Genomic DNA, 16772 nt, shown 5'->3' with positions numbered 1-16772 from the left:
CCGTATGCCTATCTCAAAGATGTGCTGACGCGGTTGCCGACGCAACGGGCGAGTGAGATCGACCAACTGCTGCCGCATCAGTGGGTATCTGTCTGACTTACGCAACGTGAGTTGGGCAGACGCTTACGATCCGTCATCTCGAGATATTCCATCGGTGTGATTAAAAAGAACCCGAGCTCATCGCACGTCTGCTTGGCGGCACCTATATTTGGGTCGCAACCCTCTACGACTGGAGCGATCGCAGCGGGCAGCTGGGTTCCAGAATGATAAAGCCCTGCTCAAAGAATAGTCGATACGTAAAATATCACTAAAAATCAGCCAGCTTCGTATTCAGGACCTTGGTAAGTTTGTGCTACAGGCACAGCTGGTTTGGCATTAAACCGTTACGCCGAGCGACCACCAAAATACTGTGTCCTGGCTCAGGACTCTTGCGGACCATTGTCAGTTTTTATGGCACTAATGGTGCCGCGGCTCCTGACCTAAAAACTCCCCGCTCTGGTCGCGGCAGGGATGGCAGTTCACCTGCTCTCCGCACAGATCCGTATGTGCGGAACTACCGCATACGGCTCCTGCCTTAGGTTCGTGACGCGAAGTCCTCTGGGCAAGGATGAGCGGTACTGGGCCCTGGCATATAGAAGCCTGCTAGGCGTCCATATAGCGACAACTGAAGCCAGTTCCTCTGGCTCTACGTCGTCTGACGGGCTTGCCGCCATAAGCGGCAGACCGCAACTCGAAAACCATCAAACCGTAACAGGTTTCCCGGCACCGCGTGGTAATTGAAGTATTCCGTGACCACCCGGGTAAGCCACTGACCAACGATTTGAACAGACTCGTGGCGTCGACGTTTCAGCTCATCCCGATAGCCAACAACGTCGCACGCATGCACCATCTCCATTAGCATCTTTATTCGAGCTATTTCAGGCACAAGGACGGCAGTCTGACGGCGTTCAGTGCAGGCGCCGCCGTGGTGCCCCCATCCCGAAGGCCATCTTGGAGCTTCCTCCAACATAGACAGAGGGTTAGCAAATACGACTCCTCCTATTTTCCGGTAGTTTCTGATCAACCCCCACTTAGCGGCCAACCGCCCATAAAAACGCTCTCAAAGGAGAACATCTTGAGGTATCTTGCCACGTTTGATATTCGGGCAAGGACTTGTAATGAAGGTTAAACGTACACTGGAAACTGATCGGTTTGAGGTTCAAAGCGATCTAGGAAAAATTTATACAATCATCGAAGAAACACAGCAGACCGGCCGAATCTCAAATGGCATAACGGAGTGGGAGGACGGAGTGAAATCTTATCGTGTCATGGGTAACGGCTATGCCAACAGACTTAGTGAGAAGACGTTTCATAACTCTCGGACAGGTGAAACCCTAACTCGCCTATTGCAAAAACCGACTAATTAGAAGTCCTAGACGCACAAATACGACCGCGCAGGGCCGCGCAATTGTGACCTATAGAAACAGGAAACCAAGGCGAGAGTCGGGTTTCTGTGTGTCTCGAAAATGCGTGGGGTTTAGTATTGAGCTCACAATTCAAAAAGTACCGGACTTTTTTCATCCTGATACTTTTTTTCCAGACTAATGAACTCCTAATCTTCGCCTAGGTTATGTCCCTAATTACGCGGATTTATCTCTGTCAACCAGGGGATCTATTTTCGGTATTGGTAGTATGCCTCTATAGCTATCTCATCTACTTAGGGTTACAGATCCATCCAGTAAGCCCCAATAATGAATCAGGCCCATTGAGGCCTGACTGCAAGGAAGCAGCGCAGGACCGTCGGTAAATAAGTACTACCCATGCTGAAGGTATGAACCTAAGCACTGGAGTACCTACATGATCCGTCACCCTGACAACACCAACCTGATCCTTCACAGCGGCAGCACCTTCCAGAGCTGGCCTGTTCAAGAGGACAAAGGCCCTTTCATTCAGCAGTACCTGAATCGTCTCCAACAGACGATGCAGTGTGCTCTTGCTCAATACCCGCGAGTGTTTGCCTTCCGAGTCGATCTACGACTGCCTGTAGGGATTCAGCTACCTGACTACGCGTACACGAATCAGGTCATTGAGCGTTTCATCGAATCCTTTAAGGCCAAGATCCGACATAACCGCAACATGGCTCGCCAATTGAATCCCTATGCCCACGACAGCAAGGTCCGAAACGTCTGGGCGCGAGAGCACGGCCAGCATGGCAAGCCGCACCACCATTTGGTTATCCTGTTGAACTATGATGCCTTCAGCGCGCTGGGTAAGTTTGAGCTTGGCAGGGACAACATGTTCAACCGTCTAGTGGAGGCATGGGCCAGCGCCTTGGGCCTATCTGTAGAGGCTATCAGCGGCTTGGTCGAAATCCCGCCGAATCCCTACTATCACTTACATCGTGACGACCTGGCTGGACAGGCAGAGTTCTTCTACCGAACCAGTTATCTCTGCAAGTCGGCTACCAAGGTCTTTGTGGATGGCAGCCATGGCTTCGGCTGCAGCCGAAGCTAAGTACAAACGCTGAATCACGACAAAAAAATAAAAGGGCACCGTGCCGATGACCACCCTGGCAATGCCAAGGGCAATCTATCGGACGGTGTGAACATAGGAATTAAAGGTAACCTCGTTGAGCCAGCGATACGCAGCCTTCATGACCTACAACGATGTGATCCAGCGTCTGGGTGCCAATCATGCTGAGGGCGTTTTTGAGCGCCAGGGTTAGCGTGCGATCGGCTTGGCTGGGTTCAGGATCGCCGGATGGATGGTTATGTACCAGAATTACCGCTGCAGCATTGAGCTCCAACGCAATCTTGACCACTTCTCGCGGGTACACGCTGGCACCATCCAGCGTGCCTTTGAATAGCTCCCTGAAGGCAATTACTCGATGTTTGCTGTCGAGCAGTAGTAGCGCAAAGACTTCGTGCTCGTGGTATTGCAGCAGTGTTTGCAGGTGGCTAAAAACCTGCTTCGGCTCAGTCAGTGCCCGGCCTTTGGACAGACGACTCATCGCCAGTTGTTGCGCCATCTGCAGGATGTCAGCTTCGGTGACTGGTGATTCCATGACATAGGTACCGGTGGTTTCACTGGCTATGAGCTTGTGATATTTCATGCGGATATTCCTGTGCGAATTCGGGAGAACTAGAGGGGAGGAGCGCGGTTACTGGACGTTGGGCTTGCCGTTGTGCCGCGTGGCCTGGGAATCCAACTTTTGGGCCAGTGAGGGTTTGGTAGGCGCTGCCAGTTGGGCTTTGGGTTCTACAGGGCTGGGCTGATCTTCAATGGCGGGAAAGAACTCCTCGACGATGGCCCCGGTGTCCTCCTCACTGTCTTCAAAGGCCCCATGGTTAAAGCCCTGCCGGGCCGCATGATCCAAGGCGTTCTGATCAAAGCCAGCAGCTTGCCGGGTTTCCTCCAGTTGCTTGGCTTCCAGTAAAGCGTCTTCTAGGCTCAGTCCACTGCGTACCGTGATATCGACGTAGAAGATCGGTGTGCCGTGGCTCTGCCGAGTGGACTTACCCCGCAGACGCAGCTCCAGCGGCAGACAGGCCAGGCGATTACCGGAGATTGCGCTGAAGTAGTGCAGACGTGCCGCCAGGGTGCGGATGCTGTTAAAGCCGGTGGTACGGAAGACAAAGCTGCCCAGCGGATCGTCATCGCCAATTACCACGTTCAGTCGGCCGTAAGGCTTGCAGGCATTGCCTTGAGCCAGTGAACAGCCATCCGGTGAAGGACAGGGCAACGACTGTATGCCGTCCTTGGTCAAACGCTTGCAAGTCTCACCATTACCGACACACAGCGGCCGGCCGCTGTTACGGTCGAACAGGCTGTAGTCCGCCCGAAAGTTGAGGTCTGGCTCGTTGAACAGCAGCCTGATCGGAATACTGCGCAGCTTGCCGTCCTGGCCATTACGCAGCTCCTCATTGAGTGGATGCCGCAGCCAGCCGTCGCGGCTCTGGACCTGCGAAGTAATGGTGAACTGGTCATCTTTCTCCGGCAGACGTTTGCCGTTTTTCTCGACGACCTTGCCGATGGAAATACGCCCGAGTACCGGTGGGGTAATGGCTAAACCTCTGAGCATGGCGATTCTCCTTAATCTGGAAATAAAAAAGCCACCGGGACCTAAACAGTCCGGGTGGCGTGGGTGAGGGGGATGATTCAGCCGATCAGGAAGCGGCGACTGCCTGTTTTGATCTTGGGGTAACGGGCCTGCAGGTAGGGTTTGTCCTTGAGCATCTGTTCGACATCCAGACCAATGCTGTCCTTGGACTTTTTCCAGCTGATATAGCCTTCCGCAAACTCTGCACGGCTGGCTTCACCCATGGCCTGTTGCAGGGCCTGCTTGAGCCGCGCCTCACGCGTCTCCTGCTGGGCAATGCGCTGGCGAACAGCCTTGAGCTCCAGGTAGGTGCTGGCCAACTCCGTGTGTTGGCTGAAGTCCAGGGTCTGCCCGTTATCCTCGGGGTAGAGACAGCGCAATGCCGCTTCTGCTGAGGCCGTGCCATCGGCCGGTGGTGGGGTGTCACTGACCACGTAATCCCAGAACAACCGCTCCAGGTCGATCAGCCGCGCAATCATCGATTCGTCCCGTTCGATGCGATGGACCTCCAAGTGCTGGCCACCGAGCAGTACCGCCACATCCGCCGCCTGCTTGCCGGTGACGGCCAGCTGATGCATGACCTGCAACTGTACATACTCCGGTACACCTTCTTTCCAGAAGCGAGCCCCGTTGATACCAGCGGTCTTGCATTCGAGGATCTGCACCTCTGGCGCGCCGATCACTTCACGGTCGATGTTGGCCAGCATCCATTTCAGCTGCGGTTCCGGATGTTGCAGCACGGCATTGATCCGCCGCACCCGATGACCGCTACGCCGGCTGTAATGCGCAGCCACGATAGGCTCCAGAATGTTGCCCCAGTAAGCTGGGCTGTCTTCATCCTGTGGATCGAGTTTGGGCAGTGAGGTGTCACGCCCGGTTTTCTCCAGCCACAGCTCCAACTGGGATTTATATGGATTAAGTCCGACGGCCGCGGCGGCATCCGAACTACCGAGGCCTTGTTTACGTACGGCCAGCCACTCCTCACGGGGCAGTTGTTTGGTGCCCACCAGGCGTAAGGCAGGACGGGGTTTGCTGCTGGGGTTTTGCAGTGTCTGCGTGCTCATGATGTTCCTGTGCGGCATAAAAAACGCCCGACCAACAGAAGCTGACCAAGCGCTTTAATAGTTGAGTAGGTGAATGGAACTAGGCAGCGAGTCCCAGTGCGGCCTGCAGGGCGCGTTGTTTGATGACCGCACCTTGGCCAAACCAGGCCGAGTCCATTCGGTATTCAGTACTTCGGGCCCGTCGCTCGTGATCAACGTACTCGGTCACGGCATTGAGCAAGCCCCACACAGTTCCTTGGGCCGATTCCAGCGTGGCGCCGCGGCCTTCGCCTTCGTACAGGCTTTGAACCTTGCGCAGTGCGCGCTCGTTCGGCAGTACTTCGGGCAGTTTGCTATGGGGGGTTACGTCACACAGAACGTTCATGAAAAAGCCCATTGCTTCATGCCACTGCACCTTGCGTTCCGCCAGATTTTTCATTCGGTACATGAACTCGTCCCATTGCGAGACAGCAATACCCAACTGCTTTTTCACCGCCTGCGGATCGAAGCGGGTGTTGTGCGGCACCTTGATCGCGCGGGAGGTGCCGTCCAGGGCGATGGTCAGCGTGTTATTGCAGACCACCCGTACCGTGGTCGGGGTGGCGGTGGTGGCCAGGGTGCCGTCACAGGAGGTGGCCAGCAGCAGATAGCCATTCACCTGGTCATTGCCCTTCAGCGCCGTACCTTGCCCAGTACGGGCCAGGGCCCAGAACTTGCGACCGCCTTTGAGCACTCCAGCGGTTTCCAGCTCGTAGCCCGAGACCTCAGTCAGATCCCGGTAGAACTCCAGCACTTCACGCGGTTGCACAACTTGGTAGCGCTGAGAGACCACCGACAACGGGGCCTTGGTGTCGGAGCGATACAGCACCTTTTGTTCAGGGAAAGAGTGAATAGAGCCTAGGGGGCCGATGCTCTCGGATTTGAAATGCACGGGGCTGTCCTGGATTTTCCAGTCCATGCCCGCTTCGCGCTGCCAGATTTCGAGCGGTTGTTTAGGGGATAGGCGACTGCCCAGACCATGCCAGGGCGTAGCACCGACGTAAGCCATTTGTTCAACGAGATGAGCCATGGGAATGATTCCTTGCGAATGAATGGAAAAGAGCGTCGTTTCATTAACCAACGACGCCTGTTCACAACGACTTAACGGTTGACGCTGAAGCTGTAGCCACACGCCAGGCACTGATAGTTGTGAAGGATTTTTTCATCGATCTGTTCGCCCAGCGTGGCCCCGGCAATGCCACCCGCGACCCCACCGAACAGACCACCCAAAATCGCCCCGGCGATGCTGCCGATAGCTATGCCCACCGGCCCGCCGACTACTCCCAGCACTGCGCCGGTTTCTGCACCTGACAGGGCGCCGGCGGCACCGCTGGCCACACCGCCCGCCGCACCAATTAATCCACCCGTTTGTTTACCGATATTTTTCGTGACGACGCGTCCAGAGTTACAGCTTGGGCACGGGGTATACATATTCAGATCCTCTCAAATGATGAGCGTGCAGAGCCAAAAGCTGGCACGCCAAATCCCCGATACCAGTCGATACTGTGGGGCGTTCACAGGAGTGATATAGGTCTGAATTTTTTTTGAATACGATTTCAAGCAGAAGGGGTCGAGATTTAAATATGCCAAAAATTTTGGCGACAGCTGAGCTCGACTCGAGTTCTAGGTTTGTGGGGAGGCGCCATGAATTACTCAAAAAACACATATGCATGCACAAAATAAACCTGCTATTTCCGCTATTAGTAGCGGGAATAGCAGGTTTACATACAATAATTTATTGATTTTAGTCGAGGAATAACCTGCAATGCCCCGTCCTCGCCAGTACGGTTATGTCACAGGATGGAGATGACGAGGGGGACTGTGACCATCGATAGGCGTACCCACAATGACGTTTTGACAACCATTGCCAATGGGCTATCAGAGTAGTCAGGCAGCGTCGGAACTCAACAACAAGGTAGGACGATGAACAACGACCACAGCGGTAAGCCCGTCGTGAAGGAACGGTATTTGAGGCCTGGGCAAGCTTGCCAATGCCTGGGGGAGGCCTCAGAAATCAACGGTACTGAACACCATCGTCGGTGGGGTACGAGCACGATTGCCGAAGTATTCGCCGTGAGTGCTGCGCAATGAGCCAATTTTTCAATCAGCCTATACCTTGGCAGCAACCCCAGAATTATGCGGCTCTACCACTGCGGGGGGGGGTTCCGCATGTCATGCCACTGCCCCTGTTGAGCGCTGCCGTGGATGAGGCCCAGAACAACATCAAAGCCCCTCGGCCGCTGATTTTCTCCACGGCGCTGGCAGCGATTGCTGTTGCCGTACAGGGCTTAGTTGATGTGCGTAAACCGAATGGGCAACGCGTGCCGCTTTCACTCATGCTGCTGACGATTGCGAACTCAGGTGAGCGTAAATCCACCGTGGAGAACGTCTTTCTTGGTGCTATCCGTACCGTTCAGAAGCAGCAAAACCTAATTTATCAAACGGCTTTGAACGAGTGGAAAACCGAGCTACACATTTGGGAAACCAAGAAGAAAGCCATCCTCAAGTCGATCCACAAAAAAGCCATTCAAGAAGAACCCTCAGACGATGAAGATCGGAGGTTCAAGGCGCTGGAAAGCATAAAGCCTACCAAACCCAAACAATTCAAGCTTCTCTATGAGGATGCGACTTCTGAAGCCCTCTTTCGTGGGTTGCATCAAGACTTACCGACCGCAGGATTGATTTCCAGTGAGGGCGGTGGGGTTTTAAATGGACGCGCCTTGAATGACCTGTCAAAACAGAATGCCCTCTGGAGCGGGGACTCCATCACCGTAGATCGTGTATCGATCGAGAGTTACGTGCTCGCGGATGCACGTCTGACGGTTTCGATCATGGCGCAAGAGAGCGCCTTCCAGAACTACATGGAGCAGCGTGGCGAACAGTCTCGAGGCTCCGGGTTATGGGCAAGGTTTTTGGTCTGCCAGCCTTGGTCAACTCAGGGCTCTCGTTTCATCGAAAATGGGACCATGTCGTCGGACCATTGCGATAAATTCGCAGCGCGTCTAGTCGAGCTACTTCAGCCCAATATGGCCTTGCTGAAGGACCCTGGCCGAGAAAAAGGCGTGATAAATTTCTCCCCCGAAGCCAGTGAGCGATGGTTGAGCATTTTCAATGCGATTGAAGTAGAAATCCGGCCAAATGGGCGCTTTGCGGGAGCTGGGGACCATGCTTCAAAGCTTGCGGACAATATCGCGCGAGTGGCTGCTTTATTTCATTGCTTTGAAGGTTTCGAGGGCGATATTTCACTCAGCACCGTTAACGCCGCAATTAGCCTGTGCTTCTACTACTCGGACGAGTTTATGAAGCTTTTTATGCCGCCGCCACAAGAAGAAGTTGATGCAAATGAACTCTACAGTTGGCTGCAAAGGGAAATGACCGGTCGTATAAATATCCCAAAAAACCACGTACGACAGAGCGGACCCAATAAGCTTAGGCGCAACGGCCGCCTAGACAGGGCCTTAGAGGTGCTTCGTCAGCAAGGGCGGATTTATTCTTTTCAGCAGGGTAAAACTGAATGTATTGGCTTGATTCTACTTTCATTAATTTAAAGCTCATTTAGTCATCGCTCGTAGCCGGTACAACGCCCCTATCCTCAGCTACCTGACCGATCTGTCTGAAAAAGCCCGCAAGAGCGGGACATTTGTGGAGCAGTGAGCGTAAAGGCGGTTAGTCGCGGTACGGTACTTTTTTCAAGACTTCGCTTTCTTCGACTCAATCAGATCAAGCACCTTTTGCCCATCGGGCATGCCCGACATGGTCTTCAGAAACACCACATTACGATCCAGCGCTTTCTTGATGGCGGCAGCGGAAAGAGGTTGCTCAAGAATCGTGAATCCGTCTAGGACCTGGTAGTGGCACTCGTCCTTTTTACCCTCATGCTCGCGCATCTGAACGTCACCGGTGCCTCGACCATAGGCCACGATGCCTTTGCCGTTCTCGTACAGAAACACCACTTCATCCTTCTTGATACGGTTGATGTTCAGCTTCCAGGGCGAGTAGAACGCCGCAGCCGCTTTATGAGCCAACATCCATTCATGATCCTCATCGGTATGGGCCTTGTTGGTGTTCAAAATGTGGAAGCCGGCGGCTGGTTGCGGCTCGACTTCCTCCGCCAGAGCTAACTGAGTCAACTCGGCCTTTTCCACCTCGTCCAATGCGTGCTGGGCGGCCTCAGCCCCCTGTTCGAGCAATTTGAGCATGATCTCGTGCTTCGACAGCTCTAAATCGTTGGCCAGTGTTTCGATGAAGGTATGCAGGGATTCGGGCATTCTGACGGTGGAAGCGATCGACTCTTTTTTGGCTTTTTTAGAGTTTTCGATCAGGGAGAGGATGCTTGTCATTGGTGAATCTCCTTTGGTTAAGTAGAAGCACCATATAGTGATTCATTTTATGAATCAACACAGACTCTAAAATAAAACCTGAATCGGAATCGAATTGGTGAACCTCTTAAAACTAACGATAAAAACCGTTATCACCACTTTTAAGCCGGGCAGGCACATGGACGTTTTTGAACCACTTTGTGACTTTTTTCATCGGCGTCAGGCCAAAAACCTGAGTCAGCGTGCAGAGGGTGTCCTCCTAGTGACGCAGCGGGCGGAATCCTGTCGCGGCAGTTTCGCTTTTCCCGGTACCGAGTTTGTCGCCACCATCAAGGTCGATGGTCAGCGCGCGGGGAGGATCTGCTACGGGATTAATCCGCTCAACGATCGGGGGTACATCTACGACCCGACCATTGAGGTCGACTATCGACGTCGTGGCCTGGTGACTGTGGTGCAATCACCAGGTGCCACTGCTGCCTCTGCACGAAGTGGGTACCGCCGTGGGGTTCTGGAGCAAGGCGTGTAAGCGGTTTGCCGCTGCCGGCGTAGAGATTAAGCGTGATATCCGAACGGCTGACCAAGAATAAGAACAACAGCGCTGGCAGCACTTGGTGCCCGAGCTCGATCACCTGCGGCAGATCCGCGAACTGAAAGCCTCTTCAGAGTGGCCCGCTATCGAGGCGCGCATTAATGCGCAACTGCCAACATGAGCCAGGTCATTATCCCCGCCGGTGTCGGTGGACGTCGCCTGACCTCGGCCGAGTTCCAGCAATTGGCCGCTGTGCCGGCTGCTGCCAAATGGTTCGCCAATATCGACAACCCGCGCACCCGCCGCGCTTACCAGGGCGATCTGGAAGACTTCTGCAGTTTTGTTGGGCTAACTGCAGCGGATGAGTTGCGTGCGGTGACCCGTTCGCATGTACTGGCCTAGCTAGCGCGCCCAGCTGGAGCAACGCGGGCTGACCGGCGCCACCATCCGTCGCAAACTGGCGACGTTGGCCGGCCTGTTCGACCACCTGCTGGAAAGCAATGCGGTGGCCGGCGGCAACCCGGGGCATGGGATCAAACGACCGAAGATCGACACTAACGAAGGCAAGCCCCCGGCCCTCGGCGATCACCAGGTCAGGGCGCTGCTGAAAGCTCTTCCCTTGCACCCCGTCGCGACCGAGCGTATCCATGCCTAGCTGGAGGCCTCAGGGCATCACCAGGAAGCCCCAAAAGCGTCGTTGTTCCGGCCTTTGCGCGGTCGATTGATTTATAATTCGGATTTCTCCGATCACGTAGCGATTATCGAGCGTAAAGACAACTGGGAGTCCATGTTTAAAAATTCTTCGTAAGGAAGAAGAGCATCAAAGAGTCCTTCACTTGACTGTCCCCTGTCCGTAATGCCGTTATGCCGTTATGCCGTTATGTACAGTAGGCCCGTCACTCAAGACGATAAGATATATTTGGTTTCTGAAACCACCCGAATAATTAAGGCAATGGAACTTGATAGCAAATATGCAGAAGCCGAATGAGACACACCCGAACAGAAAATTCATCGATACTGTGAGGTTCGCTGTTGATGAGTAATGCCGGACTGTCAGAAAAGGAAATGCGCTCCGCACTCGGGCTCGATCGCCCGATACAAGCACCACCGGTACCGTCCCAAAAACGGCCGCGTCGCTACACGCTGGTCGTGTTGAGTGTTCGCAAAAAAGCGGGGGGCTTGCCTTTTCGTTTGGAACACCAATCCAGCTCGATCAGTACGCTGACAGCGCAGATGGAAGCGGAACAACTGGCCCGAAAGCAAAATCTGAATGTTTGGGCCGTGTTGGATATCCGTCAAGTTGATGAGTGAGTGTGCGTCCGATTGATATGGCGTTTTGACTGATTCGAGGATGAAGGCATAAGAGCAGCGGCAAACGGGCAGCGGCGATCATGAGTTTGATCCAGTCGGCGCGTCTCAACGGGCATGATCCATATGCTTATTTGAAGTACGTACTCACGCGCCTACCGCCGCAGCGGGCAAGTGAGATTGCGGAGCTGCCGCCGCATAGGTGGCGACCGGTTTAGTTGCGCAAAACGGGATGCCCAGACGATACACTGACAATGTCTCATAGTGGAGGCTTACCCCAATTAACAGCTACAAGGCAAAGTTGATGAGCAAAATTTACCTTCTGATTGAGCATGGCCAGGACCAGGGCGAAGTGTATGTACTAGGTTGGTTCGACAACGAGAGGACAGCGAAAAATGTGGCAGAAGAAAAGGAGTGGGAAGCCTATCGCGCCGGCCTGAAAGCCGAGCACTCTTGGTCAAATCACAAGCCATTGCCGCCAGACCAAACTAAATATCGTCGTTTCTGGATCAAAGAGGTTTCCAAATTTGATAGCGCTCCGGCTCCTAGGTCCTTTACCACTCATTGAGCCTCAATCCTCTGCTAATACTCAAAGTAGGAGTGCCAATTTATCGTCCAGTGGCAACCTCCCGAACGTAAGCCTAGCACGCTGTCAGCGCGTCCGGCTGGCACTGAACAGCCACCGGTTGGATCTGCGGCGTCGAATAGGACTGACAGTAGCAAATCAGCATTGGCAGGCGATTACGCAAACGAGAGATATTTTTTGTGCATCGCTAAATTCCTTGAAATGCGTTTCGTCTACTATTTGAAGACGGCTTTCCAAAGCCAAGCGCTTGTCCTGTTCTGTACGCACCTGGTCAGCGGCCGCATTGCTGATGGCGGTCAAATCACCCTGTGTAATGCTGCCTGCTCGGCGAGTTGCTTGCCATAGCGCCCCCTGCACCTTCCATGTCCCGCCCACCATCAGCAGCTACAGCCCGAGTACACCAGCCAGCGCCATCTTCAGCGCGGCGGGACTAATGCCAGTACCGCCGTCGCCTTGCTCCACAGCTTCAAGCGGTCCGCCTGACCATTGAGCCTGCTATTGATCCGACTCATGGCCCCCACATCTCACGAACGTAGACCAGCTGACCAGATTTATATCCGATCAGGGCAATGAACGCAGCCACTCGTTTGGCGCCAACGGCGTTCGGGAGGATCTGCAGTAACTGCTGCGGGATGATGGGCATACTTTTCTTCAGGCAAAAAAAGCCCGCACTTGGCGGGTTTATATAGGAAAAACTTTTAAGGGTTATTGATAGGGTGCCCACCCAGGTAAGAACAATAAACCTGAAAGCGCTCCTTGTGAGGCAAATAAGAATGCAGCCAGCAGCAGCACAGAAAATACGATGACGAAAGAACGATACATCCTCACTCCTTGAGTTTTCGCCAGCCCGCCAGTGAAAACATAGCGATATGATATCACTCGATCATCTCCTTGAACCTCACCTTTTATCTGGACTAGGATTTGCGTCACGTTCTCCATGTACTAAGAGATACGGGAGAAATAGAAGCCCTGGTGATTGCGAATCGCTGGAGTTTTGCTTTTTTGGCTTTCGCTGGTAGCATTACGGCAAGTTCTCGATGCGTCCCCATCGTTGAAAATAGAAGCCTTAGTGATTACAGCTCGCTGAGGCTTCGTTTTTTCAATCCCCCAGACGAAGAAAACCCGAGCGGGTCGGGGTCTTGGGTAGTCCTTGGCGCCGTCTATTGGACGCCGGTCCAGAACAGCCACGCCCGCCATAGAGCGACACCCTCTGCGCGTTAAGCTCGATACAGCACCGCGTCTGCTTCCTTGCGCTTGCCTGTCCACCGAAGTACGAGCAACTCGTACGCAGTTGCAGCGTAACTTCCGTAACTGGCCTCCAAAGGGAATAAAACGAACAAAAAATGCGTTGTGCAGCATCTGAATGCTCGCAAAAATCGTCAAAAAACACTGCGGCACGATAATTGCGCCGAGGTCTTCGTTGGCCAGCACAGGTCATCAAGCAGCTTGTAGGTGTGGCGGTCGGTATGGTCTATTTCAGCGTGGTGATAAATCGGCTCATGCGGGCCCACCCCTAATCTCGCAGCAATTCGATGTACATGGACACAAATCACCACGAAGCTCCAGGCATGTTTCAAAAGCTTAAACATACTTGGCCCTCCCTAAGTTAGGCCACGTCGCCAAACTGGATCTGGTGCAATGGGCTTCGATAGAGCGCTGCACGAAGGCACCGGTCGCCCTTCTTATGATCCTACTGGTCAGTTAAAACTCGGCCGAGCGTATCCATGCCTACCTGGAAGCCTCGGGGCATCACCGGGAAGCCCCCAAAGCGCCACTGATCCGACCTTTGCGCGGTCGGTCGACCGGCGCCGGAATCAGCGCCAACGTTCTCTATAGACTGGTGGGCCAGTACGCCCAGGCGCGCCTTGGAGCACGAAGCCGATATCGTCAAGGTTCAGGTCTGGCTAGGACATAGCAATATCAGTACCACCAAATTGTACGATCGGCGCCATACGCGACCAGAAGACTCGCCGACATTCAAGGTAAAGTATTGACGGCGTCATGGTGGTCAGCTTGAGCTTCAAAAGCTTTAGGATCCTGATCGAAGCCGTCGCCGGCCGGTCGAGAAAATCCTAAAACTCGTACATTACACATAACCGGGCTGCACTGATTGCGTACTATCGACTACAAATTCCGGCTACTAGAAACCAGAATAAAATTTGTAGCTAACTACAATTATAGCTAGCTATATAACACCAAGGCTAAGTAAATTGCTTGATTTTGCTGGCATTTTCTCTAACCAAGGCTTTCAGCCTGAATAGCTTCCAGCCCATCCTCGAGGGAAAGCCGTAGCTGAGTCGCTTCTTGGAAGCGAAAAATCAGGCTTTTGACAGCCTTACCTTCAGTGATGGTTTGGTACGTAATGACGATTCCAGATTTCGTCATAATTTCGGCGATAGACGGCGCTATCACCCTCTGCCGAAGATTGTTGAAGCGCTTGTAACTATCGCCCAAATCCAACAACGTCCGTAGCTTCTCTACCTCAATGATCAATATGCCGGTGCTCTTGAATTGCATCATCAATTCGAACAACCGAAAACTGTGCATGGAATTCAGATTTGCCACGCGACGTAGGTCATACGAAGTGAGCTTGCTGTTGAGCATCGATAGGTAAGGAATTACATCAACAGTGAAATTAAGGGTCACTCGACCCTCACCCTCTGCGTAGGTCGCCTTGTACACCCAACGGATACGGGTTCGGTTCTTGCCATCAAAGGTCTGAATGTCACGCTCGTAGAGGGAGTCAGCAGCCTCCTTGAGATTGGTGTAAGCAAAACGTATTGGTATGCCATAGATCTCGGAGAAGCTAGCCGCAGTAACCGTGATCTTGGAAGGCATTGGCTTACGTGGATCAACCTGGGCAATTGCAGCCAGCAATAGACGTTGCTCTTGAAGAGTCAGCCGATAGGAGGCGCTGATCAAATCATTGGCTTTTGTGACAAGCAATGACGACGGTTCTTTGGAGCTCATCGACTAATCCTGATGCCGTTATGAGTCGATAGTACCAAGCTTGAGGGCACGCTGCGTGATGGTTTTCCCATAGCCAGAATTTGTAGTCATTGGATGGCTTTGGGCCATAGCCAGAATTTGTAGTCGATAACTTTGCGATACGGATGATTTCTGATTTATGCCTCTCCAAAGGTGCATCGAGGAGAGAGAAATAACTCTTTTCCAGCAGAATGCCTGTGGATAACAGCCGGAATCTGTAGTCGACATAGCTGGAATCTGTAGTCGTAACAGCCGGAATCTGTAGTCGGCATAGCCGGAATCTGTAGTCGTGTAGCTAGAATCTGTAGTCGTTGACTCGCTGCAGGCCACGGAAACAAAGGCCTCCAGCGATGCTAAAAACAAGCTTTAAAAACAAGCTTTAAAAACAAGATAAAAAGATTTTAAAAAAGGAGCTAAAAATTATTTTTGTCTTGATTGAAAATCAAAAGAAAAAGCCAGATCACACAGGGCCGCCTAAGCCGCGGCAGAGGGGGACAATCCTAAATGGTTTGGTGGTCCATTAACCACCCTGTTGAAGTGCCTGAAAATGGCTAATAGCCGCCTTAAAATTGATTTATCCAACATAGATCCAAGCGAGTGCCTATAAACAAAACCAAAACCGTATTCACTGTTCGTGACTGTAAACCCCGTATTCAATTTGACAAGCAGCAAAAAAATATATATCTAGCTATCTTAATATCTATCTAGATAGATGAATGTTCACATAACCTCTTACAGGAAGAGAACCACAGTGACCATATTTGCTTGTGTAAATACCAAAGGTGGCGTTGGGAAAACAACAACAGCTGTTCACCTTGCAACGATGCTAGCAAAACTTGGGAAAACCTTATTAATAGATGGTGACCCTCAAGCAAGCGCCGCCAGCTGGGCTGCATGGCGACGAGACAACCCAGAATATAGTCCTAGTCCTACAACTGTCTGTCTCCAAGGTAAAGCGATCAATTCCGAAGGCAGGCAGCTAGCAACAGCATATGAACATGTCGTTGTAGATGCCGGAGGCCGAGACTCCGTGGGCTTACGTTCAGCATTGCTGCTTGCTGAAGTTGTAATCGTACCTGTTGGCGCTAGCTCATTTGATGCTGCTGCTATGACAGACCTATTGACCGTCGTAGACCTAGCGCGAGATTACAACCCGGAGCTCGACGTGAGGATGCTGCTCTCCAGGGTCGATACACGAACAAAAGACACGGGAGAAATGCTCACATTCCTTGAAGAGCAATCATTTAGTGTTTTTAAAACTAAGATTTGTGAACGAGTGGCATTTCGTCGCTGCATCAGTGAAGGCGCAACCGTTCATGAGCTCAAACGTGACAATGCAGCAATTCAAGAAATGAATGCTTTCTTTGCTGAGGTGTTGGGATGATCAAGGCTAAGCCAGATATAAAAAGCTACAGAAAAGATCCCAATGATTTTTTGGAAGGTGGAGAGGCCGATAAGGCGTTATCAAAATCTACACCTGCTCGAAAGCAACCAGAAGTCGAAGAAACTGCGTCTTACATGATAGAAGCACTCAAACCAGAACCTATGGTGCAAAAATTATTTCGGTTACGTTGGGACATCGCTTGCGCTCTGAAGCTTGGAGCCGCTCAAGAATCAGCGAAGACAGGAAAACGAGTAACAGAAACAGAAATCGTCCAGCAGCTATTAAAGAAACACTATAATCTTGAATAGATAGCTAGATAGCGTTATATCTATCTTTGTGAATTGTCATCTACAAGGCTTGACGCTAGGTGATTTTTTAACATTTACAATAATACCACCCTAGCCTAGAAGGAATTAGACCGGATACCCTATCCCTCCTTGGCGAGCAGGAAAGGGGAGGATAAGGCCTGGTTAACAACAGCTCTTTAGGGGTGGTATT

The 16772-nt window shown here is 52.4% G+C and carries 15 protein-coding genes and 3 pseudogenes; 11 read left to right on the top strand and 7 right to left on the bottom strand.

What is annotated here, in order from left to right:
- A partial coding sequence (locus K5E40_RS29055) for a transposase domain-containing protein (RefSeq protein ID WP_221733679.1) occupies positions 1–96 on the top strand: 96 nt, incomplete at its 5' end.
- 1740 nt (positions 97–1836) lie between these two features.
- Positions 1837–2493: an inovirus Gp2 family protein gene (locus K5E40_RS29050; RefSeq protein WP_221733675.1), complete on the top strand. Its 657-nt coding sequence runs from the start codon at positions 1837–1839 to the stop codon at positions 2491–2493.
- Between the two features lie 100 nt (positions 2494–2593).
- On the opposite strand, the gene radC is transcribed toward K5E40_RS29050, so the two are convergent.
- From radC to K5E40_RS29025, 5 genes are all read right to left on the bottom strand, one after another.
- Positions 2594–3091, bottom strand: coding sequence for a RadC family protein (radC, locus tag K5E40_RS29045; protein ID WP_221733674.1), 498 nt, complete (start codon positions 3089–3091; stop codon positions 2594–2596).
- Between the two features lie 48 nt (positions 3092–3139).
- The gene (locus K5E40_RS29040; RefSeq protein WP_221733673.1) at positions 3140–4060 is read right to left on the bottom strand and encodes a hydrolase or metal-binding protein; all 921 of its coding nucleotides are present in this window, start codon (positions 4058–4060) and stop codon (positions 3140–3142) included.
- Between the two features lie 77 nt (positions 4061–4137).
- The gene (locus K5E40_RS29035; protein ID WP_221733672.1) at positions 4138–5142 is read right to left on the bottom strand and encodes a YqaJ viral recombinase family protein; all 1005 of its coding nucleotides are present in this window, start codon (positions 5140–5142) and stop codon (positions 4138–4140) included.
- A gap of 79 nt (positions 5143–5221) precedes the next feature.
- Positions 5222–6190 carry a DUF932 domain-containing protein gene (locus K5E40_RS29030; RefSeq protein WP_221733671.1) on the bottom strand — a complete coding sequence of 323 codons (969 nt, stop codon included), beginning with the start codon at positions 6188–6190 and terminating at the stop codon, positions 5222–5224.
- Positions 6191–6261: 71 nt separating this feature from the next.
- The gene (locus K5E40_RS29025; protein ID WP_221733670.1) at positions 6262–6591 is read right to left on the bottom strand and encodes a hypothetical protein; all 330 of its coding nucleotides are present in this window, start codon (positions 6589–6591) and stop codon (positions 6262–6264) included.
- Positions 6592–7334: 743 nt separating this feature from the next.
- Here K5E40_RS29025 and K5E40_RS29020 point away from each other — a divergent pair.
- A complete protein-coding gene (locus tag K5E40_RS29020) occupies positions 7335–8708 on the top strand; it encodes a YfjI family protein (RefSeq protein WP_260456125.1) in 1374 nt (457 codons plus the stop codon).
- Between the two features lie 141 nt (positions 8709–8849).
- Here the strand turns inward: K5E40_RS29020 and K5E40_RS29015 are convergent, their stop codons facing one another.
- The gene (locus K5E40_RS29015; protein ID WP_221733668.1) at positions 8850–9500 is read right to left on the bottom strand and encodes a hypothetical protein; all 651 of its coding nucleotides are present in this window, start codon (positions 9498–9500) and stop codon (positions 8850–8852) included.
- Positions 9501–9657: 157 nt separating this feature from the next.
- Here K5E40_RS29015 and K5E40_RS29010 point away from each other — a divergent pair, with 157 nt between their 5' ends.
- The 6 genes and pseudogenes from K5E40_RS29010 to K5E40_RS35190 form a co-directional block, all read left to right on the top strand.
- Complete coding sequence (locus tag K5E40_RS29010) at positions 9658–10005, top strand: hypothetical protein (protein WP_221733667.1); 348 nt, start codon at positions 9658–9660, stop codon at positions 10003–10005.
- A 180-nt stretch (positions 10006–10185) separates the two neighbouring features.
- A pseudogene (locus K5E40_RS29005) lies at positions 10186–10729 on the top strand (tyrosine-type recombinase/integrase); the annotation flags it as partial.
- Between the two features lie 314 nt (positions 10730–11043).
- Complete coding sequence (locus K5E40_RS29000) at positions 11044–11319, top strand: hypothetical protein (protein ID WP_260456124.1); 276 nt, start codon at positions 11044–11046, stop codon at positions 11317–11319.
- Between the two features lie 56 nt (positions 11320–11375).
- Positions 11376–11534: pseudogene (locus tag K5E40_RS28995) on the top strand (transposase domain-containing protein); the annotation flags it as partial.
- 86 nt (positions 11535–11620) lie between these two features.
- Positions 11621–11884, top strand: a complete 264-nt coding sequence (locus K5E40_RS28990; protein ID WP_221733666.1) for a hypothetical protein — start codon at positions 11621–11623, stop codon at positions 11882–11884.
- Positions 11885–13610: 1726 nt separating this feature from the next.
- Positions 13611–13896 (top strand): annotated as a pseudogene (locus K5E40_RS35190) (integrase); the annotation flags it as partial.
- Between the two features lie 241 nt (positions 13897–14137).
- Here K5E40_RS35190 and K5E40_RS28985 read toward each other — a convergent pair.
- Positions 14138–14872: a replication initiation protein gene (locus K5E40_RS28985; RefSeq protein ID WP_221733665.1), complete on the bottom strand. Its 735-nt coding sequence runs from the start codon at positions 14870–14872 to the stop codon at positions 14138–14140.
- Positions 14873–15641: 769 nt separating this feature from the next.
- Here K5E40_RS28985 and K5E40_RS28980 point away from each other — a divergent pair.
- Together K5E40_RS28980 and K5E40_RS28975 are read left to right on the top strand one after the other, a co-directional pair.
- Complete coding sequence (locus K5E40_RS28980; protein ID WP_047539386.1) at positions 15642–16274, top strand: ParA family protein; 633 nt, start codon at positions 15642–15644, stop codon at positions 16272–16274.
- Positions 16271–16582 (top strand): hypothetical protein, encoded by a 312-nt coding sequence (locus K5E40_RS28975; protein ID WP_221733664.1) that lies wholly within the window; start codon positions 16271–16273, stop codon positions 16580–16582. Before K5E40_RS28980 ends, K5E40_RS28975 begins: the two co-directional genes overlap by 4 nt.
- Positions 16583–16772: the final 190 nt, after the last annotated feature.

Source organism: Pseudomonas baetica (assembly GCF_019733355.1).
Lineage (GTDB): Bacteria > Pseudomonadota > Gammaproteobacteria > Pseudomonadales > Pseudomonadaceae > Aquipseudomonas > Aquipseudomonas baetica_A.
Note: the sequence above shows the minus strand (reverse complement) of the source record. Positions and strands in the feature narration are given on the sequence as shown.